The sequence below is a fragment of the Nostoc sp. CALU 546 genome (assembly GCF_048836525.1).
Genome location: NZ_JAWJTF010000002.1, coordinates 41505 through 62081, shown reverse-complemented (window position 1 = coordinate 62081; position 20577 = coordinate 41505). Strand labels below are relative to the sequence as shown.

19 protein-coding genes are annotated in these 20577 nt (G+C 40.9%); 6 read left to right on the top strand and 13 right to left on the bottom strand.

The window, feature by feature from the left end:
- The first annotated feature begins 3 nt into the window (after window positions 1–3).
- Window positions 4–732 (top strand): transposase, encoded by a 729-nt coding sequence (locus tag RRG12_RS01365; RefSeq protein WP_420758073.1) that lies wholly within the window; start codon window positions 4–6, stop codon window positions 730–732.
- Here the strand turns inward: RRG12_RS01365 and RRG12_RS01360 are convergent.
- Window positions 716–1507 (bottom strand): IS5 family transposase, encoded by a 792-nt coding sequence (locus RRG12_RS01360; RefSeq protein ID WP_069074889.1) that lies wholly within the window; start codon window positions 1505–1507, stop codon window positions 716–718. The genes RRG12_RS01365 and RRG12_RS01360 overlap by 17 nt on opposite strands.
- Before the next feature lie 123 nt (window positions 1508–1630).
- Between RRG12_RS01360 and RRG12_RS01355 the strand changes: the two genes are divergently transcribed.
- A complete protein-coding gene (locus tag RRG12_RS01355) occupies window positions 1631–1870 on the top strand; it encodes a hypothetical protein (protein WP_420758072.1) in 240 nt (79 codons plus the stop codon).
- A gap of 39 nt (window positions 1871–1909) precedes the next feature.
- Here RRG12_RS01355 and RRG12_RS01350 read toward each other — a convergent pair whose 3' ends face one another.
- Window positions 1910–4558 carry an ABC transporter substrate-binding protein gene (locus RRG12_RS01350; RefSeq protein WP_420758071.1) on the bottom strand — a complete coding sequence of 883 codons (2649 nt, stop codon included), beginning with the start codon at window positions 4556–4558 and terminating at the stop codon, window positions 1910–1912.
- A 5-nt stretch (window positions 4559–4563) separates the two neighbouring features.
- On the bottom strand, window positions 4564–6186 hold the full coding sequence (locus tag RRG12_RS01345; RefSeq protein ID WP_420758070.1) for an AAA-like domain-containing protein: 1623 nt from the start codon (window positions 6184–6186) through the stop codon (window positions 4564–4566).
- A gap of 369 nt (window positions 6187–6555) precedes the next feature.
- On the opposite strand from RRG12_RS01345, the gene RRG12_RS01340 reads away from it, so the two are divergent.
- Together RRG12_RS01340 and RRG12_RS01335 are read left to right on the top strand one after the other, a co-directional pair.
- A complete protein-coding gene (locus RRG12_RS01340) occupies window positions 6556–7695 on the top strand; it encodes a hybrid sensor histidine kinase/response regulator (RefSeq protein WP_069071433.1) in 1140 nt (379 codons plus the stop codon).
- A gap of 177 nt (window positions 7696–7872) precedes the next feature.
- Window positions 7873–9255, top strand: a complete 1383-nt coding sequence (locus RRG12_RS01335) for an aldehyde dehydrogenase (protein ID WP_420758069.1) — start codon at window positions 7873–7875, stop codon at window positions 9253–9255.
- 81 nt (window positions 9256–9336) lie between these two features.
- Here RRG12_RS01335 and RRG12_RS01330 read toward each other — a convergent pair whose 3' ends face one another.
- The 3 genes from RRG12_RS01330 to RRG12_RS01320 form a co-directional block, all read right to left on the bottom strand.
- A complete protein-coding gene (locus RRG12_RS01330; protein ID WP_069071431.1) occupies window positions 9337–9942 on the bottom strand; it encodes a sulfite oxidase-like oxidoreductase in 606 nt (201 codons plus the stop codon).
- A 484-nt stretch (window positions 9943–10426) separates the two neighbouring features.
- Window positions 10427–10600, bottom strand: coding sequence for a 50S ribosomal protein L32 (gene rpmF, locus RRG12_RS01325; protein WP_012407602.1), 174 nt, complete (start codon window positions 10598–10600; stop codon window positions 10427–10429).
- Window positions 10601–10746: 146 nt separating this feature from the next.
- Window positions 10747–11238 carry a hypothetical protein gene (locus RRG12_RS01320; RefSeq protein WP_420758068.1) on the bottom strand — a complete coding sequence of 164 codons (492 nt, stop codon included), beginning with the start codon at window positions 11236–11238 and terminating at the stop codon, window positions 10747–10749.
- A gap of 200 nt (window positions 11239–11438) precedes the next feature.
- On the opposite strand from RRG12_RS01320, the gene RRG12_RS01315 reads away from it, so the two are divergent.
- Window positions 11439–13310 carry a caspase family protein gene (locus tag RRG12_RS01315; protein WP_420758067.1) on the top strand — a complete coding sequence of 624 codons (1872 nt, stop codon included), beginning with the start codon at window positions 11439–11441 and terminating at the stop codon, window positions 13308–13310.
- Between the two features lie 105 nt (window positions 13311–13415).
- Here RRG12_RS01315 and RRG12_RS01310 read toward each other — a convergent pair whose 3' ends face one another.
- On the bottom strand, window positions 13416–13793 hold the full coding sequence (locus RRG12_RS01310; protein ID WP_069071428.1) for a Mo-dependent nitrogenase C-terminal domain-containing protein: 378 nt from the start codon (window positions 13791–13793) through the stop codon (window positions 13416–13418).
- Between the two features lie 761 nt (window positions 13794–14554).
- On the opposite strand from RRG12_RS01310, the gene RRG12_RS01305 reads away from it, so the two are divergent.
- The gene (locus tag RRG12_RS01305) at window positions 14555–15751 is read left to right on the top strand and encodes an anion transporter (protein WP_069071427.1); all 1197 of its coding nucleotides are present in this window, start codon (window positions 14555–14557) and stop codon (window positions 15749–15751) included.
- A 240-nt stretch (window positions 15752–15991) separates the two neighbouring features.
- Here the strand turns inward: RRG12_RS01305 and RRG12_RS01300 are convergent, their stop codons facing one another.
- The 6 genes from RRG12_RS01300 to RRG12_RS01275 all read right to left on the bottom strand — a co-directional run bounded on the left by RRG12_RS01300 (window position 15992) and on the right by RRG12_RS01275 (window position 20546).
- A complete protein-coding gene (locus RRG12_RS01300; RefSeq protein WP_420758066.1) occupies window positions 15992–17812 on the bottom strand; it encodes an ABC transporter ATP-binding protein in 1821 nt (606 codons plus the stop codon).
- Window positions 17813–17852: 40 nt separating this feature from the next.
- The gene (locus RRG12_RS01295; RefSeq protein ID WP_420758065.1) at window positions 17853–18143 is read right to left on the bottom strand and encodes a PepSY domain-containing protein; all 291 of its coding nucleotides are present in this window, start codon (window positions 18141–18143) and stop codon (window positions 17853–17855) included.
- 89 nt (window positions 18144–18232) lie between these two features.
- Entirely contained in the window at window positions 18233–18502 is a 270-nt protein-coding gene (locus RRG12_RS01290) for a hypothetical protein (protein ID WP_069071424.1), read from the bottom strand.
- 70 nt (window positions 18503–18572) lie between these two features.
- Complete coding sequence (locus RRG12_RS01285; RefSeq protein ID WP_069071423.1) at window positions 18573–18905, bottom strand: hypothetical protein; 333 nt, start codon at window positions 18903–18905, stop codon at window positions 18573–18575.
- A gap of 354 nt (window positions 18906–19259) precedes the next feature.
- Window positions 19260–20183 (bottom strand): FTR1 family iron permease, encoded by a 924-nt coding sequence (locus tag RRG12_RS01280; RefSeq protein WP_069071422.1) that lies wholly within the window; start codon window positions 20181–20183, stop codon window positions 19260–19262.
- A gap of 6 nt (window positions 20184–20189) precedes the next feature.
- Window positions 20190–20546: a hypothetical protein gene (locus RRG12_RS01275; protein ID WP_069071421.1), complete on the bottom strand. Its 357-nt coding sequence runs from the start codon at window positions 20544–20546 to the stop codon at window positions 20190–20192.
- Window positions 20547–20577: the final 31 nt, after the last annotated feature.

Below are 20577 nucleotides of genomic sequence, written 5' to 3'. Positions count from 1 at the left end.
TTCATGACCGAGCAACTTACTGATTACGATAGTCCTTGGAAAGAAGTCATTGAGCTATATTTTCCCCGCTTTCTGGAATTCTTTTTCACCCAAGCTTATGCCGAAATTGACTGGACGCGACCTTATGAATTTCTGGACACAGAACTGCAACAGCTAGAACCGGATGCAGAAATTGGACGGCGTTTGGTCGATAAAGTCGCAAAAGTTTGGCTACTAGATGGAGAGGAAGCTTGGGTATTGGTTCATGTGGAAGTCCAAGGGCAATATGACAGCCAATTTGCCGAACGGATGTACACATATAATTACCGCTTATTTGACCGTCATAAAAAGCGAGTCATTAGTTTAGCAGTGTTAGCAGATGAACAAACAAATTGGCGACCTTCCGGCTACAGCTATCAACTGGGCGGATGTCGCGTCAGCTTAGAGTTTCCTGTGGCGAAACTGTTGGACTATGAGCAAAGGTGGGAAACCCTAGAGCAAACAACCAACCCCTTTGGTGTAATTGTGATGGCGCATCTCAAGACCAAGGCAACGCAACGAAACCCACAAAATCGGCTACAGTGGAAACTAAGCCTAGTCAGACGGCTGTATGAACGGGGATATAGCCGGGAAGATATTCGGGAACTATTTCGGTTTATTGACTGGATAATGGTTTTGCCAAAAGAGTTGGCACTTAGTTTTAGAGGATGTTTTAAAAGTCGAAGCGAGTCAAAAATTATGCCAGTCGCCTGACCATAATCCGGATCATCGCAATGTAAATAAAAGTCTCAGAGGTTTCTGGTAGTCGTTCATAATCTTTACTTAAACGCCGACACCAGTTAAGCCAACCAAAAGTTCGCTCAACAACCCAGCGCTTTGGTAAATGGACAAAACCTTTCTTTTCCAAGGGTCGAAGCACAATTTCCACAATCCAGCGAAACATATCCATCACCCAACGCATAAATTCTTCGCCTCGGTATCCTCCATCCATCCAAATAGTGTGCAACCGCTTTACCTGATTTCCCGTATCATGAACTCGTTTGAGGACTTGTTTAGCTCCTTGGCGCTCTGGAAGGCTTGCAGAGGTAACTAACACTCGTAAAACTAGTCCTAGTAAATCTACACTCAGATGTCGTTTCCGACCGTGTATTTTTTTGCCTGCATCATAACCTACCTCTTGGGATATCATGGTTGCTGTTTCCACCGATTGACTATCGACTGCTGCTTCTGACGGGCTAGGTTCACGTCCTGCTGCCACGCGAGTCCATTGGTATAATTTGTCGTGAATTTTTAACCAAGTTCCATCTTGGCTCCATCTCCAAAAATAACCATAAACAGTAGACCATGCAGGAAAATCCCCTGGTAATCCTCTCCAAGTACATCCTTCACAAAGTACGTAGAGAATAGCATTGACAACGGTGTATATAGCTATCCTACGAGGCCGACCCCCTGCTTTCGGTAAGGGAAACTCTTTTTCAATCAATTCCCACTGTTCCCAACTCAGGTTACTACGATATGCTTTAGTCATTTGCTCACAAGGTGCTGATGCTTATAATTTCAGCTTAAGCCTTGTGAGCTTTCTTACAATTGCCCCCCACTTTTAAAACATCCTCTTAAAACAGAAGTAAGAAGTTACGAGGAGGCAGATAGAATGCGGTACGTAACTAGTATTGAAAGGCTAGCAAAAGAAGAAGGAATTGTTGAAACTGCTAGAGAAAGCATTATTACAGTTCTAGAAACGCGGTTTGGAGAAGTGCCAAGCTCTATTATCGAAGTTATCAATGGGATAGAAGAACCATCTGTGCTAAAAATGCTTTTCAAAAGTGCGATCGCAATTCCTTCCACAGCAGAATTTCAGCAAGTTTTAGATAGTCTCACGTCTAGAGAATGAGCGATCGCATTTATTTCGCAGATACGATAAATTTCTTTGCTACTTAACTTGTTCAAATTTAAACAGACCGTCGCTACCTTTAACTACTTTTACAAGAACAGGTTGTTGTTGACGATCGCCTCTATCATCAAAATGCAATGGATATCCTGAAGTTTCGCTCGATGAAAGATTAATAGATTTGAGATTTTGCAAAACACTCTGGCGAGAGGGATTGTTAGACATAGATATAGCTCCAATAAAAACCTGAGTTGCATCATAAGCTGTAGCTGTGCGCCAGCTAATCTGTCCTCCCCATGCTTTCCTAGCTTTATCTGCAAAATATTTTGAGTTTTGCTCTTCTGCAAACCAATCTACAGATATAACTAAACCTTCAAAAGCTTCTCCACCTGATTTCAAAGTGTCTTGATTATACAAAGCATTTCCTCCTAGCAGAGGCAATTTTTTGCTTCCCTGAGCGCGGGCAATTGCAAGTGCCACAGAAGTTAACTCTGTATTCGGAAACAGAACAATTGCATCTGCATTTTTTTTATTAATTTTTGAAATTTCGGTAGATGTATCCAGTGAAGGATCAGCCAAATTATGAGTATCTATAATTTCCCCATTCTTATATTTAAATAAATTTCCAAACTCTTCCTTTATGTTATTACTATAAATATCATCAGGATTGTAGAAAATTACTACTCTTTTATAGCCCTGATTCCTAGCATAATCTGCTAACTCACCAGCATTTACTTCAGTAGAAAGTACTGTTCTAAAAAATACTCTGCTATTTAGTGAGGTACTTGTACTTCCTGAAGATATCATTGCTATACCAGCGCTTTCATACTGAGGTAGTGCCGCTTGACTATTTGGACTAGTATAGTGTCCAATAACTCCTAAAATATTTTGATTTTTAATTAGCTCTCTAGCAACTTTTTGAGCTTGAGTTTGATCGCTGCCATCATTTGCAATTACTATATTTAACAATCGCTTATTAACTCCACCTGAACTGTTAAAATTATCTTGTGCCTGTGCAACTCCTCGCAATAGTTCTTTAGAAATATCCGTTTCTTTATTAGTATCTGGTAAAACCACTGCCAGAGTGAGTGGATTGCCTTTTTGATATGCTTTGGCATTGTTGTAATAAATTCGCAACTCCGGGTCATAAGGAAAGGCTTGCCTAGCTCTTTGAAAATACTCAACAGCTTGGGTATAACTCTTGTTTTGAAAAGCGTTAAAAGCCTGAGCGCGACTTGGATTTTCACTTCCACCAAACAAAGTACGCTCACCTTGACTAAATGATTGCTCAAATGGCTGCTCAAACAATATTTGATTTGCTTGACTTTTAATATATGTATTAATGGTGTTCAAAGATTGCAATACTACTACTGGAATCATTACCAGTAGTGGAGCCAGCAAAATAAAAGAATGCTGCTGACTTCGTATTGCCATTTCTTGACTAGTATTTAAAAATTGATAATCACCAACAAGCAATTCTTTACCTTTTTGCCATTTTTGAGCCTCTTGTAATTTACGTCCACGTAACAACTGTGATTTATCCTGACGATTAGAATTTAGCCATGCTGCTAGTTCCTTCGTATAGGGACATAAATTCGTTAAAGTCTCATTAATCCATTTATGATCAAAAACAAACTCATAAATACGGTTATAAACTCTTAACTTTCCATTTTGCTTAACGACCAATCCTGACAGTCGTAATTCCATTTGTTCGATACTATTATTATCTTCTCCAATTTCTCCATTTTTTAAAATTTGCTGATATAGTCCTAGCAATGGCTCCGCATATTTATTGATGACAAACCGATTGCTTATTGTCCTCAAATGTTCCGGATCATCCTGAAATTGCCAATTTTGTATAATACGTGATCGCACTAATTCCTCTACAGACAATCTTTGCTCATCATCTAAAATAAATTGACAAAGCTTTTGAGTAAGAAAAGGTTGTCCACCAGTCCATTCCAAAACCTCTTTTAGCTTTTCTTGGGGATTACTGACTTTACCTACTAATCCCTTAGCTAAAGGCTTGGCTTCATCTAGATCAAAACCTTTGAGTTCAATTGCTTGACCAATATTAAAAGGTGTACGCTGTCTATCTTGAATCAAATCAGAGGGAGTTGCTACCCCTAATAGACAAAATGTGAGGCGTTTATATTCTGGTTTATCAGCACGTTGGTTATAACAGGCTCGAATCAAAGTGAAAAAATCCTCAGTTGAAAAACTGAGGCTGAGAACGCTATCAATTTCATCTACAAAAATGACAATTTTTTTATGAATAGAGGTTAGCATCTCCTCTTCAAGGAACTTCCCCAATCGCCGCAATGGAGGTAGTAATTTTTGCGCCTTCCACCAGTTTTCTAAATCAAAATTATCGTTTAGTTTTAGACTCCTAACCAGGCTGTCAATTACACCTGCATACCATTGATCGGGGGTGACATCCTGAGTGCCGATGGCGGTAATATCAATTTCAGCACAATCAATCCCCTCTTCCTGCAACCTTTGCATGGTTCTTACCCGCAAACTCGATTTACCCATCTGCCGCGAGTTCAGGACATAACAAAATTCACCCGCCCTCAACTTTTTGTATAAGTTGTCATCTGCCTGCCGCTTAACGTAGGTAGGGGAATCTGAAGGTAAAGTACCCCCAACTTGGTATTCGTAGTTTGGCAGGGGATTTAGCGAATTTGACATTAATACTACATCCCCAAGCGATCACGAAAATACAGGCGATACAAATCACATAACGGCTGAACAGAATTATTATGAGTATATTTTACTAGTCCCATATGCTGTAACTTAGATGCTTTGACTCGATCTATCAGGACAGCAGTATTTGTGGCTACTACTTGCTTCATGGTTTCTAATAGTTGATGTTCCTGCAAAATTAACCAATGAAGGCGCAAATGATCGCCGTATAAGCCTGCTTCTGTAGGCGCAATTTGCAATAGCTCGATTAACGTCAATCCGCATCTTGTCATTTCATGCAGTGCTTTCTTTACCAACCAAGGATGCCCACCCACCATGTCCATCAATTGAGTCGTTTGTTCTTCATTCCAATGAAGTTTAAGATGTTGTGCCAATTTTTGTACTTGTGCTTGATTTAACTGAGGTATGTCAATAGATTTGCCCACGTTGAACGGTGATTTATTCCTATCTGTAGAAATGTAATCTTCTTTAGAATAGGCAATTACTAACTGTAGTTTTTTCCAAATAGGTCTAGTATGGGCTTTCTCATGCCAAGTTCGCAACAAAGGAAGAAAGTCACAAGCAATCGCTTGATGAGAAAAAAGTATATCAACGTTATCCAATCCCAAAATCAGGGAACTGCTGATTGCTAGTAAGAGATATCTTTCAAAGTAGTTGGTACAATTACTGTTAGCACTCAGCGCACCTCGCCAGTTTTCAGCTAGATTATGCGGTAGATTCAATTCTTCAGCTATGCTGCCACAAAACCAGTGCAAGAAACGTTCTAGAGTATTGAATATTTCTTTTTCTGGCTCTTGAAAGTCTATTCGCACTACTTGATAGCCTTGCTGAATCCCATAATCCAAAATCTGGTTTATTAAGTAGGTTTTGCCCCATTGCAAAGGAGCTTTCACCCGAATTAATGCCCCTGGCTTCTTCACTTCTTTGTAACAATTAGAATAAAAAGCTTGATCGAAAAACGGAAATTCCAGTTCTGGGGATAGTTCTGGATCTAACAAACCGTTCAAATCAGACGAATTTTCAGCTAAATTCACCTGTCCATCAGGGAATACTGGTTCTGTCACTGGTAAAGGAGGATGAGCAGATGAGGCAATGGGGGAAAATAATTGTTCGTCTCCCAATTCCCCACTCTCGCACTCTGCCAATCTTTCTACATTCCCATTTGGCACTAGACTAAAAATTTCCTGTAAAATTCTGTGAGTGTCAGCAGCCGACTTCCACTCTCGCTGCTGAATCCGTTGTAAATAGCCCTGCAAATCATACTTCAGTGGTGTACTCAAAGGAAGGTTGACGCGAATAGGCAAAATCAGTGGCTTATGCCGATCGCTGCCATCCCGTAACTCTCTAGCCTGTCTCACCTCTTCTGTCACCATCTCGCTAGTTGCCGATCGCTCAGACAACAGCAACAAGAAGTAATCACACAGTTTTAATTCTTCATCAATGCGCTGAGGCCATTTTTCCCCCAAGCGAATACTCTCGCCTGCCATGAATGCTTCGTGTCCAGCAGCTTTAATAGCTTTATAAAAATCCTTGGCAAGGCTCAAGTCTGGATCTTGGCTGCGGTAGCTGATGAAAAATCTAGCGCTTTGGCTAGCTGCTGGCAAAGTTGGCATAGTCGGATAAATATCCAGAAATTTTGACGAATTTGGCTATATTATTGCAATTTACGGAATCGAAGCTAGTTTTTACTTTTTTCTAAACAGCTTACTAGTAGCCGATACCCGACTTACTGATACATTTGGTAACTAAAATCTTGCCGCCATCTTCTGTATTCAGTTCTAGAAATTTACAAGCCATAATTCAATGAGCTTGTGGCTATCTGCTAAAAAGGTAAGTAAAGTAGTTTTTAAAACATATTTATATGAATTTCTTGGTAAACAATTTTTCTTCGGAGGGAGTTTACCTAAAAGTACTATCTAAAAAACTATACCAATAAACCAGTTTCCCTAAAAATTTACTTTTACCCCGTACTTTGCATCTCTATGACTTCACAATCTTCTCGCTCTGACAAAATTCTGGTTGTTGATGACTCTCCTGATAACGTGTTTTTGATCAAAACTATTTTGGAGGAAGAAGGTTACACAGTTAGCACCGCAGAAAATGGTATTTCAGCCTTGGCAGAATTGAAAGCTTCTCCTTGTGATTTGGTTCTGCTGGATCTGATGATGCCAGGTATGGATGGATACGAAGTAACTAAGCACATTCGCGGTGAGATGAAATTGCCGCAATACATCCCCATATTGCTGATAACTGCCCACGATGCGCCCAACGTCGCCCACGGATTAGACTTGGGGGCTGATGATTTTATCCGCAAACCTGTAACAGTAGACGAATTGCTGGCACGAGTGCGATCGCTCCTGCGTTTGAAGCATAGTATGGATGAACGTGATGAAATTGCCCGTCAGCGAGAAGATTTTGTCTCCCGCCTCACCCACGACTTACGCACTCCCTTAGTAGCCGCCGATCGCATGTTGATGCTATTTCAGCAAGGCGCGTTGGGAACATTATCAACGCAAATGCAGGAAGTAATTGCCATCATGGCCCGTAGCAATATCAACCTGCTTTCTATGGTCAATACCTTACTGGAAGTTTATCGCTTTGAAGCAGGTCGCAAAAGTTTGGCATTTCAACCAGTCAATCTGAGACAACTGCTAGAAGAAGTAATGGGAGAATTATCACCTCTAGCCCAAGACAAAGCACTGTCCCTAAGTTTAGATTTTACTGAAGAGTCAAACACAGTTATGGGCGATCGCTTAGAACTGCATCGTCTATTCACCAATCTCATAGGCAATGCGATCAAATTTACCAACTCTGGCTCTATTACTATTCGTTTTACTTCTCAACGCCAGTTCGACAACAGTAGTCAATCTCAGTTATCTGGAAAATCCAATTCTGGTGACTACATTAGAATTGAGATAGCGGATACTGGCCCAGGTATTCCCACTGAAGAACAAGCCACCATATTTGAACGATTTCGCCAAGGCAGTCACAAAACTTCTGGTAGTGGCTTAGGATTGTACCTTGCTCGTCGAATTGTCGAGGCACATCAAGGCATAATTCTCCTTAATTCTGAGTTGGGTAAAGGTAGTGTGTTTATTGTGCTTCTACCCAGCAAAACATGAAAAAATTAGTAATTATAAATTATGAATTTTAGAGTTATTTATCCTGATAATTTATAATTTATAACCTTACTAGTATTTACTTTTAGCTAAATATTCCAATTAGAAAATAGAACAATAAAAAATATGCTTATTTAGCAGCAATCAAATTAAACAAACAGTTTTTTATCGGACAAGCAAATGATTACCACTGAATTATCTAACGTTGGCGAAATTATCCAGAATCAGCGAGAGTTTTTTCAAACTGGCAAAACAAAAGATGTCACTTTTCGGATTGAACAACTTAAAACTCTCAAGCAAGCAATAATTGAGCATGAACAAGCAATAGTTGAGGCATTACAAGCGGATTTACATAAACCACAAGTGGAAACTTATATTACAGAAATAAGTGTAATTAAAGAAATTGATTACGCTATAAAACATCTTCAAAACTGGAGTAAGCCAAAAAAAGCATCTGTTTCTTGGGACTTTTTTTCCTACTCAGCGAGAATTTATCCAGAACCGTTAGGAGTTGTCTTAATTATTGGCCCTTGGAACTATCCATTTCAGTTAATTATCTCACCGTTAATAGGTGCGATCGCAGCCGGGAATTGTGCAATTCTCAAACCTTCAGAAATTGCTTCTCATACGTCTGATATTGTTGCTAAGATTATTGCCAAACATTTTGACCCTGCTTATATTGCAGTGGTTGAAGGAGGCGTGGAAGCAAGTCAAAAACTACTTGCAGAAAAGTTTGACCATATCTTTTTTACTGGTGGCACAGCCGTCGGCAAAATCATTATGGCAGCAGCGGCAAAACATCTCACACCAGTGACTTTAGAATTGGGTGGCAAAAGTCCTTGTATCGTAGATACTGACATTAATTTTGAACACACCGTCAGACGAATTACTTGGGGTAAATTTATTAATGCTGGACAAACTTGTATTGCCCCTGACTATCTTTTAGTTAATAAAAATATCAAAAAAGATTTAATAGATGGTCTGGCAAAATCTTTAAAAGAATTTTATGGCGATAATCCTGTAAACAGTCCTGATTATGCCAGGATTATCAGTGAAAAACACTTTGATAGATTGGTTAATTTTCTCAAAGACGGTGAAGTTATCATTGGTGGAGAAAATCAACCTTCAGAGCGTTATATTGCCCCCACAGTGATTGATAATGTCTCTTTGGAAGATCCTGTAATGCAGGAAGAAATTTTTGGACCTATTCTACCCATCATTGAATATACTGATATTGCAGAAGCGATCGCCTTGATTAACTCTAGACCCAAGCCCTTGGCGTTATACTTATTTTCTCAAGACAAAAACCTGCAAAAGCGAGTTTTGCAGGAAACTTCTTCCGGTGGAGTCTGCATTAACGACACAGTGATGCAGGTTGGTGTCCCGTCTTTACCATTTGGTGGGGTGGGAGATAGCGGTATTGGCAACTATCACGGCAAAGCTAGTTTTGACACCTTTTCTCATAAGAAAAGTGTATTGAAAAACTCCTTCTGGCTAGATTTAAAATGGCGATACGCTCCTTATCAGGGTAAATTGCCAATAATCAAGAAACTTCTAGGATAAAAAGGTTAAAGGGTACAGGTGATAGGGTACAGTTTTTCTTGACTGTAACCTATAACCTGTAACCTATTCCCTTCTGAACTCCTAAAACCCAAAAGCGTTGCTGTAACGCTCCTCCGCCCAGGGTTCACCACGGCGATGGTAGCCATTGCGCTCCCAAAAACCAAGTTCTTCACCAGGTAAAAATTCTAAACCATTAATCCACTTAGCACTTTTCCAAGCGTAGAGGTGGGGAACAACTAGCCGCATCGGGCCACCGTGTTCAGTTGAAAGGTCTTCACCAAAAACTTTAAAGGCAAAGAAGTTTTCTTCGCGGATGAAATCTTCTACAGAAATATTGGTAGTGTAGCCGCCATAGCAGTGTTCCATAATATAGGCTGCCTTGGGGTCTAACTCAACCAGACCCATAAAATCTGTAACTTTAATGCCAGTCCATTTGACATCGAGTTTAGACCAGCGCGTTACACAGTGGAAGTCTGCTGTGAATTCGTGTTGAGGTAGCGCCATAAAGTCTGACCAACTAAAGGTAGCAGGTTTTGCTAAACCCCAAACTTTAAACTCCCATTCCTCAGTGCTGACTTGGGGAGTTGCACCGTAAGTTAATACGGGGAAACCTTTAGCTAAGTGTTGACCAGGAGGAACGCGTTCGCTTTCTTCCTTGCCTGGTTTCTGAAAAAATTTTCCTAGCATAGTTGGAGAAAACTTATTTTTCTCAAGGTATTTACAAGTTTTTTTGTGGAGTTGCCAACAGCACCAGATGTTTTACTTTTTATAAGAAGAATTCAGAACTCAGGAGTCAGAATTCAGTATGAGTTCTGTACGAGTGGGTGACGAATATTGCTGAAAAGTGAGTGTTTAGTGGGCGAAAAAAATTAAAATATTCTCGCCTTAAAACTCTATCTTTTTATGGGTAGAGTATTCTGAATTCTGAATTCTGACTCCTATTTTATAGGATGACTTGATCATTACTTGTGAATGATAGGTAATGGGTAATGGATGTTCCCAATTACTCACTACCAATTTTTTTGTTCTAATGAGCTTATGTAGAGTGTTTATGATTCATAATTCAATCAGGAAAGCTAAGAAAAAGCGTTTATCCAGTAGTGAGAAGTTTCATTGGCAAAGTCACCAATCAAATCTATCGGTGCTGTTCATGCTTTTCCTGACTGGGAAATTATGATTCTTCTTCCTCTTCTTCAGCAGTTGGATATACAAATGTCGAACGTCCAGTCAAAATCGACTTGCCCAGAGAGAGGGCTTTCTGAGCTTCAACGACAGCTTTGTGTCTCCAGGTAGCTCGACGTTTATCTCGTTTTGATTTTGAAGTTTTCTTCTTAGGAACAGCCATGTCAGCAGATATCGCGATTCTTGACAACCTTCTTATTCTAGGCCATCCACTGACGCCAAAGACAACAGTTGAGTCAGGAATAAGTTAAGAAGTTCCAAATCAAGGAACCTTGGCTTGGAACTTCTCTCTGTATCTAGCCCAATCCGTCATTTTGGGGTTGACACACTACTAGCTGCTGGAACTGGATTAGAGGTATTTTCAAAGAAAAGTAGCGATCGCGCAGTTTTAAAGTAAGTTGCCCAATTTTGAGCATCAGGACGCGATCGCCATTGGGGACGACTAACTTCTAATGTCAAGACTGGTGCGATCGCTCCATAATTTTGTACGGACACAATTATGGAAACATCTGTCACCAAGATATCTTGGTCGAAGCTCCTTTGAGCCGCTGCCCTCGCAGCCGCTTCCGCCCTCCGCAGAATGGTTTCATAGTTTTCTTCCGGCAAACGGTCAATAGCTAAATCAACTCTAGCTGTGTAAGCTCGCACAACCTGGGGGGCGATCGCTTCCGTCAAAAACCACGCAGGAACAGTAGATATGAGCAAAACTACTAAAGGAACTATCCGGATTCTTCTGGCAATTTGGCTAATAACTGAAAAGGGAGTGATCGATGATGGTAGGTGAGCAAGATTTCTGCTCATGACCTTCTATCTCCTTAGTAATGATCTTTTATTGAAATTAGGTAAAAGGTATTTTCCGGTTGAATAACGTAATAAAAATTACATTCTAACTTAAGATTCGATCAGAATCACCTAGACTATAAGACACAGGTTAGCTTTGTTATTTTGGCAAAGCCAACCGCAATTTTAAGACCAGCAAACGATAACTGACAAAGAGCGGGATGGCAAATTACTGGGCGATCGCAATTGGCATCAATCAATATCAGTTATTTCAACCTTTAAGTTGTGCCCAAGCTGATGCTGAGGCACTAGATGATTTTTTGGTGACAGAAGCAGGTTTTCTCCCTGAACACTGTCTAGTCATGACAGATACCTCGCCGCCAATTGGCGATAGATCAACTTATCCAACCAAGGAGAACATTCTGCTGCTGCTTGAGGATTTTGCAGCGACAAGTTGGCAACCGGAAGACTATCTGTGGTTATTCTTTAGCGGTTATGGAGTCAACTACAAGGGTAAAGATTACTTAATGCCAGTGGAAGGTAACCCGGAACTCGTGGAAGAGACTGGCATAGAATTGCGATCGCTAATGCAAAGTCTGCAACTTACTGATCTAAATGTATTGCTACTACTCGATATCAACCGCGCTTTTGGCACTCAAGCGGATGCTCCCGTTGGTGAAGAAACCATAGAATTAGCTCAAGAATTACAACTGGCGACAATTCTTTCTTGCCAACCAGAGCAATTTTCCCATGAGAGTAGCGAATTAGGTCACGGATTCTTTACAGCAGCTTTGTTAGAAGCTTTGCGTTCTGGCAATGGCAGCAACTTGGCAGATTTAGAAAGCTACCTAAGCTTGCTCATGCCAAAACTATGTCATCACCATTGGCGTCCTGTCCAAAATCCTGCCACGATCATCCCATCAAGGCAGCAAGTAATTTTGCCACAATTGGCAATGGAAAGTCACTTTCAACCAGAAGCGGTGATTTATCCTGAAGAATCTTTTGCGATCGCTCGTGCGGCTCCTCCCCTTGACGATTACCCTAAAACTTCAGCAGAACGTGGCAGATGGGGAGAAGCTACTGTGAGTTCATCCCAACAGGTGAAGGTTGAGAAGTCCAAGGGTAAACAAGTCCAAGGGTCAGCTAGCGGCTTAGTTTCGCAGCCAATGCCGGAAACTTCTTTAGGAGCGAATCCGAGAGGAAGATTTATTCCCAATTCCTCCAAAGGTTACGTCTCTCGATTGCCATCGAATCAGCCAAGCATCCCTTTTTGGAAACAGTTTATCCTGTGGGGCGGAGGCAGCTTGCTGGTAGCAGGTTTAATTGCCGTAGTTTTTTTGCGTAATCAAGAAACTTTTAGAATTAAGCAAATATCAAGCACATCACCCAATGCTACTGCTAGTAACTCTCAGGTTATCGAGAATTTACCAAGTGATAGCACTCCACCAGTTAGACTCAACAACCAATCTAGCGCCCAAATAGCCTCTAGTTCCCAGTCGAAAAAGCGGAATCAAGCAGTATTAGACTTGGCGAAAATGTCGCTCAGACAAACTCAGGCTAGCGATTTGAGCATGGCGATCGCTACAGCCCGGAAAATAAAACCCGGTGAACCACTGTACGAACAAGCTCAGGAGAATATTAAGATTTGGAGCCAGATGATTTTAGATTTAGCAGAGGGCCGTGCTAAACAAAGACAGTATGCCAGTGCTATTGCAGCCGCTCGATTAATCACCAAAGACGAAGCCCCCTACGCCAAAGCACAAGCAGCAATAAACCTGTGGCGGTTAGAGGGCAAGCAGTATGTCAGTAACAAAACTCTTTTAGATGCAGCTAATGCCTTGATTAAATCTGGACAGGCATCTACTTACAATCGTGCGATCGAAGTTGCGAAGAAAGTACCAGCAGGTCAACCGGGCTTTGATGCCGCCCAAAAATCGATCAATAGCTGGAGTGAGAAAATTTTAGACATGGCCAAGCGTCGCGCTGCCCAAGGAGAACTTAAGGCTGCAATTGAGACTGCTACCTTAGTGCCAGAAGAGACAGCTGCTTATGAAGATGCTCAGGATGCCATCCAAAAATGGCAAAAGAAATAGTAAAAAAATAGTAAAAAAATGGTTAGGAGCTAGGAATTAGGAGTTATATTATTGATCCCCGACCTATTACTCCTAACTACTCACTCTTGACTCAGCATTCAACACTCAACAGTACTGCGATACATCTTCGCCGCATTCATCGGCTAGATAGCACAGCGCTCGGAAACGTAAACCAACCACTTCGTCATATAAGGGATTGAGCTTGCACATGGGCGGAATGTGAAACAGGGTTTTCCCAAATACTTTGACATCACGCTCAAAGGGGCACTGAGATGGAATCAGTTTGCACAAGCGGTGAGCTAATTGGCGATCGCGGACTTGAATATTTTCTACACGCTGCCGTAAGGGTTGGAGAATATCCCAGTGAGGCTTGGAAATAGAACGGTTTAGCTGGGTTCCTTTATGATCACTAGTCTCTGCTTGATTGATTGATACCCAGCTAGCCAGAAAAATTCTTTTTGTGGTATTGTCGAATACCTTCATGATTAACCCTCTGTATTATTGAGGCTATTCACCTTTTTGATGAATATATACAACGTGGCAACGAACTTTCCCGGAAAAATCGCGTTCTGACTGCGATATAATGTAATACCTGATTAGCCACTTAAGTCAGAACCTAATTTATTACTACGTCAAGTTAATCGCAATTTTCTGGGGATCGGTAGTGTAATATTACGATCTTGTTCATAACTTGACACAGTTTAAATTTTAATAAAGACATCCATCATTGGATAGGTTTTAGTGTAACATTTACAATCCTTAATATAAGCTATTGATAAAATAATTTTTTATAAGTATAAACATCAGTAATATCCTAGAAGGCATTTTTCCCCTCCGTGTTCCCACTTTCTCACGTAAGTACATACTGTTTATTGCTGGCTGAATAGAGAGAAGTCTGTAGATACGACTGCGGCTGAAAGCCAGGTGGGTTGGTTTTCTCAGTAGATGCAGAGCGGATATTTATGAAACAGAATTCAGGAGTCAGGAGCCAGAATTCAGAATGAATTTTGTGCGACTGGTGGATAGCGCAGCGTTAGCGAGTCCGCGATAGCGTCGCGTCTGAATCCAGGGGTTTAAAACCCCCACTAGATCAAAGATTTAGTGGTCAACAAGACAGTGGTGGGCCTGAATCCCCCACTGATTCATTCTGACTCCTGTTAGCGATAGCGGGGCGTTTAGCCCATTTTGACTTCTGAATTCTTCTTCAAGAAACCATCGTTCGTCGCAAAGTCTCGGTAAAGAAAGTGATTTTTCTCCAATTTGCAATATACAGCGTCTTAGGGCTAACTTACCTGGGGTTAGCATTGGGCTACATTCCTGGTTTACGGATGAACCGCGCCACCATTGCTTTAGTCGGTTCTGCCTTTTTAATTGCTTTAGGTGTTCTAAATTTACAGGAGGCATGGCAGGCCATTGATGCCAATACCATCGTGTTTCTGTTGAGCATGATGGTAGTGAACGCCAATCTATCTTATGCAGGGTTTTTTCGGCGATCGCTATCAGTGATATTGAGTATCACTCGCACTCCTTTAGGTTTGTTGATTGCTTTAACTTTTGGCAGTGGTATTCTCTCTGCCTTTTTTCTCAATGACACTCTGGCGCTAGTTTTTACACCATTAACCTTGAGTTTGACTCAAGCTTTGGGTTTAAATCCGATACCTTATTTACTAGCGATCGCAGGTGCAACTAATATCGGATCGGTAGCAACTTTGAGCGGTAATCCTCAAAATATCCTGATTGGCTCGTTTTCAGGCATCTCCTATCTAGAATTTCTGCGTGTATTAGCCCCAGTTGCCCTAGCTGGCTTGGTAATTCAAGTGATATTACTGTGGCTACTTTACCCAGATGTCCGCTCAGTCAAACCTTGCCAAATATTACCCACCACCAACCAACGGATTTATAAACCCTTATTTAATAAAACATTAGTCATCACAACTGGGCTGCTAATTGCATTTACTGTCGGCTTACCCTTAGCGCAGTCTGCTTTAGTTGCTGCTAGCTTGTTGCTAATTACTCGGCGGGTTAAACCCCAGCGCATTTTGCAAAAGGTGGATTGGAACCTGTTGGTAATGTTTTCTGGATTGTTTATCCTGACGCGAGTCACGCAAAAGTTGAATTTGCTCCAGCCATTGACTCATACAGTAAACTCTGCTGCGAGTTTACTGGGTGTAACTGTCGTTTTATCTAACTTGATTTCTAATGTTCCGGCTGTACTCTTATTACAACCGCTGATTTCTCAAGGTGATACTAAGTCTTGGTTGTTGCTAGCAGCAGGATCAACATTGGCAGGGAATTTAACTTTGTTTGGTGCAGTCGCCAACCTGATTACTGTAGAAGCTGCTGCGGATTTAGGTTACAAGCTAACTTTTTGGGAGCATCTCCGCTTTGGAGTTCCGTTGACGGTATGTACTGTACTTCTAGTATATTTCTGGGTTCATTGAACCAAGGTTTTACCCCACCCTAACCCTCCCCTTGTAAAGGGGAGGGAACAAGACTTTCCGGTTTCCCTCCTTTGCAAGCAGCTTCTTGTCTGATATCCCTAGCAATGCCGCGGAGGGAACAAGACTTTCCGGTTTCCCCCCTTTGCAAGGGGGGATTAAGGGGGGTAATTAGACTTGTGTATACACCCTTTTAGGAGAGAGGCCAAAGTATATTGCTTTCATTCGAGAACCCCTATATGTTCAGGCAGGAGTTCCATTTAAAAGTTGTAACTTTTGGGGAAATTGCATGGCGTGTAGATAAGCATATCTGCCACCTTTAGTAAGTAATTCGCTGTGAGTCCCTGTTTCTATGATGTAACCGTTTTCTAACACTACGATTAAATCAGCATTCTGGATAGTTGAGAGCCGATGGGCAATAACTAGACAGGTACGATTTTTTAGTAATTGCTGGAGTGCTTGTTGAATGAGGTGTTCTGACTCCGTATCTAGAGCGGAAGTTGCTTCATCAAGGATGAGGATTGGGGGATTTTTCATCAAAGCTCTAGCGATCGCAAGTCTTTGTCTTTGTCCTCCCGATAGCTTCATGCCGCGTTCTCCGATCACGGTATCATAACTTTGGGGAAGGCTCATGATAAATTCATGGGCGTGAGCAACTTTAGCCGCAGTTTCAATTTCTGCATGATTTACACCAGGCTTACTGTAAGCAATATTTTCTCGCACAGTCCCATGTAGTAACAGGGTTTCTTGAGAAACAATACCCATTTGACTGCGTAATGACTGTAGAGTGACATCGCGGATATCGTGTCCATCAACCAAAATCTGTCCTTTTTGGGGATCATAGAAACGTGCAGCTAAATTCGCCAGTGTACTTTTCCCTGCGCCTGAAGAACCGACAAGTGCAACTGTCATTCCTGGTTGCATATTTAAGGTGAAGTTATGAATGACAGGTTGACTAGAAGTATAAGCAAACTCAACTCCTTCCCAGCGAATGTTACCTTCAATTGGGGGAAGTGCGATCGCATCTGATTTTTCTTTAACTTCCGGTTGGGTATCTAGTATTTCAAAGATGCGTTCCAATGAAGTTGCGCCCTTTTGGATGACGTGCATCACCTTACTAAAGCGTTTTGCCGGTTGATTAACGTGGTTCAAATAAGCCAAAAAAGCTGTCAAATCACCTACAGTCATTCGACTCTCCATCACTTCCCAAGAACCATAGGCGAGAACAGTGATGTAACCGAGATGATTCATAAAATCAACTATTGGTGAAAAGCCAGACCAAAGTTGGACAGCGCGAATATTTGCCTCCATATTCTGACGATTGTGTTCAGAGAAGCGATCTATTTCATAACCTTCATTCGCGCAAGCTTTGATTAATTTAATATTAGATAAAGTGTCCTGGAGGTGATTATTAGTTTCTGCACTTTGCTGCTGTACCTCTCGGTAAGCTCCCCGCATCCTTGAACCAAAAAACTGGGTAAGGAAGATCATCACGGGTAAAGTTATTAGAATTAACAGCGTGAGTTGCCAATCTGCATAAATTAGATAAGTGACAATCACAACAAATGTGAATATCTCAGCAACAATTTCTGCAACTTCTGTGGTAACTAACTTTTCTAAAGCATCGACATCTCGCATTACTCGTGTCATCAACGTTCCTGTTCGCTGATTTTCAAAAAAGCTCAAGGAAAGTTTTTGCAGATGTTGATATAGTTCATTTCTGATGTCAAAAATCGTTTTTTGACCTACTAAAGACATCATATAACTGCGAGCAAAATTTAACACCCCAATTAGCAGGGCAATAATGGCAATACTCAACCCTATCCAAGGGATCAAGTCAAATTTTTTCTCTGGAATTATGACATCAATAACATAGCGGGTAATTTGCGGAATAATTACCTGCAATAAAGAGAGAAAAAATATAGTGCTAGAACCTGCTAAAAGTGGTAATTTGTGCTGCCAGATATATCCATAAAAACGCTTATATAGAGTGAAAGCAGAAAGTTTCAATTGAAAATCTGAGGGATTATTTTGGGCAATCTGGCGAATAAAGTTCGCTTGCACAGTTAGTTACACTCCTAGCATAATTTATATAATCTAATATTTAAACTGCTTTGCGTTTTGGTTTATTCGCATAGTTACGCCCCCACCAAATCACAAACCCCGTCAACGATAGCGTCGCCGAAACAATGCCCATCGCTATGTAAAATCCCATCATTCCTAATCCTCCATAACTGCCAGTATGTAAAACATCTGCCCAAGTTTTTAGTTGTTCTATAGCTGGTGTCTGGAAGAAGTTTTCTACCTGCAATACTTCACCACTGTATTGATCAAAAAATACAAAGCTTTTACCTTCTGAAGTAATTTCATGTGGCAACTTAAAACGTACCCGCACTGGAGAATTTTCATCTTTAGGTAGATATAAAATTGTTGGTTGTCCCTCTGGTACAGTTTCTATGGCTGTTTGTAGAAATTGGTCTATAGTTAATGAATTTTTATTGCTTTGGAGAGTAGAGATAGGTTTTTCAATAGACTATATTTTTGAATAAATCGACCAAAAATAAAGCCAATTAAAATGGGTGGAATGACAGCAATTAACAAAGCTGGTAGCCATGCTGGTGCTAAGGTAAGTTGCCAAATAATTACAGAAATTGTTTGAGAAACAATTTTCCATGAGTCTTTGTGGATAATATCTAATCCAGGTTTAGCGCGATTACAGTGATAGAGAATATGGGAAAGGTTCTCTGTAGACAAATAATCAACCGCGCTTCGTATATTTTACAGCACTTCCGGCGGCTATGAGGTACAGCCTCAAAGCTGAAAGCTATGATAGGAGAGAGGTAAGAAGAAAATTGTATTGCATAATAGCCGGAAGCGCTGTATCGATGAGTTTATCACCGAATTTAATCAAGCCTAAACCAAGCAATAAACCGCCAAAAACTAAAATATAGTTTGGTAGAGATGCATTCAGATCAACGCTACCTTTTTTGAGATCGTCTACTACTTTCTTCCCCATCCAAGCAATACTTGGTTCTAAAGCTGAAACAACTATGGTAGAGAGAATTGCAGCTGCTAACCATTGGGGATAGGTAAGCAAAATCCGCATCATATCCAATAACAGAGAAGGAACTGGATTATTTTTCAGCAGTTTTTTCATGATCGCTGCAATCTCATCTGCTTTTGCGGTGAAACATTTGCTACAGGGGCAATCAAGCAAGTCAACAGAACACTGTTGAATAAAATCAGATTGATTTGCATACTATAAGATGAGATTAATTAATGACAGGGCAAGTTAGCGCTTGCCCCTTCTTTTTGGCTGAGAATGCCTTTATTCTGTCTGTTTCGATAAAACCTCTAAATCTCTCTAGTACAATGTTTAAGATAGTTTTGAGGGTTTGTAGTCAGGACTTTAGTGCTTAAAAATCCAGGACTAAAGTCCTTACTACGAACTTATTTACCCCTCATAACTAATGAGACAGACTACTAAATTGATAATTTTGAAAAACTGAGGTTAATTGAGTTTGGTTACTGGTTTTAATTGCTGAGGTTGGCTAAGACTGCGGAAGTAGAGGCTACCGACGATCGCCCAAAAGAGCAAATATCCAAAAGCCTGAAGTAGATACAGCTTTTGGGTGTAGCCAAATATAGTTTTTAGCAAAATGCCGGGAAACTGCCGATCAGGTAAAATCGCTGAGAGATCCCAAACCTGGGGCCCCAAAATACAAGAGGTATTACTTAGCCCACAAATATCTGCAACTGAGGAGTTGATTTGACTCCAGGCGATCGCAGCTGCATCTAAGTGTCGCAAAGCAGAAATCACCAATCCAGAGACAATTAGCAGCAGAAATACGCCCATTATTTGGAAAAATTGACTCAAATTAATGCGGATGCTCCATTTGAATAGCAGCATACCAATCACAACTGCGACACTTAATCCGGCGATCGCGCCAAGTACTGGTGTCCAACCTTCTTGAAACTTAGCGACGATAAACAAAGCCGTCTCTAAGCCTTCTCGAAATACGGCGATAAAAATTAGGCTGAAAATCGCCCAAGCTGATTGCTTATCTTGTCCTAACGCACTTTTGACAGAACCCTCAATCTCAGCTTTGAGAAATCGTGCTTGTTTAGTCATCCAAATCAGCATCCAACTCAGCATTGCGATCGCAATTACACCCAGTCCCACCTCAAATAATTGCTTGAAGACAGGCGCATAAAGTAGATCAGATGTCTGCAATCCTTGGATACTTAAATTTAGTAATAAACCAACTACAAAACTAGCTATAGTGGCACTAAAAATTCCTAAATATACCCAACGATGCAGTTTTTGTTGTTCAGCTTGTTGTAAACAAGCGAAGACAATCCCGACAACTAAAGCAGCCTCTACACCTTCTCTGAGGGTGATAAAAAAAGTTGGTAATGCAGCACTCCAATTCATAGGAAGTTAAATAGTTCCGGTAAGTGATGGTTCTACGGTTTCAATAGTCGTAGATTCTTTACCTTTAACAGATTTTTCCTGATCTGGACGATGCTTTGATTTTTTTGACTTATGTTTTTTTACTTCTTCAGCCTTAGCAGCAATCTTTTCTTCTTCAGTAGTTTCGGAATCTGCTACTGGTTTAGTCTCGCTTTCGGTCGCACCTTTTTCACTTGGATGATCCTTGGACTTTTGGGACTTATGCTTGCGGTCTTTTTCCTTTTTAGCTTTATCCTCTGACGGTTTCGCCAAAGCTGCTGCTGGTAAAAGGAGTGTAGAGGCGATCGCAGTTACAGTATTAGCTAGAAAAACTCTCCGTAACATAAGGTCTTTTGGCTCAGTATCGTGAATACGA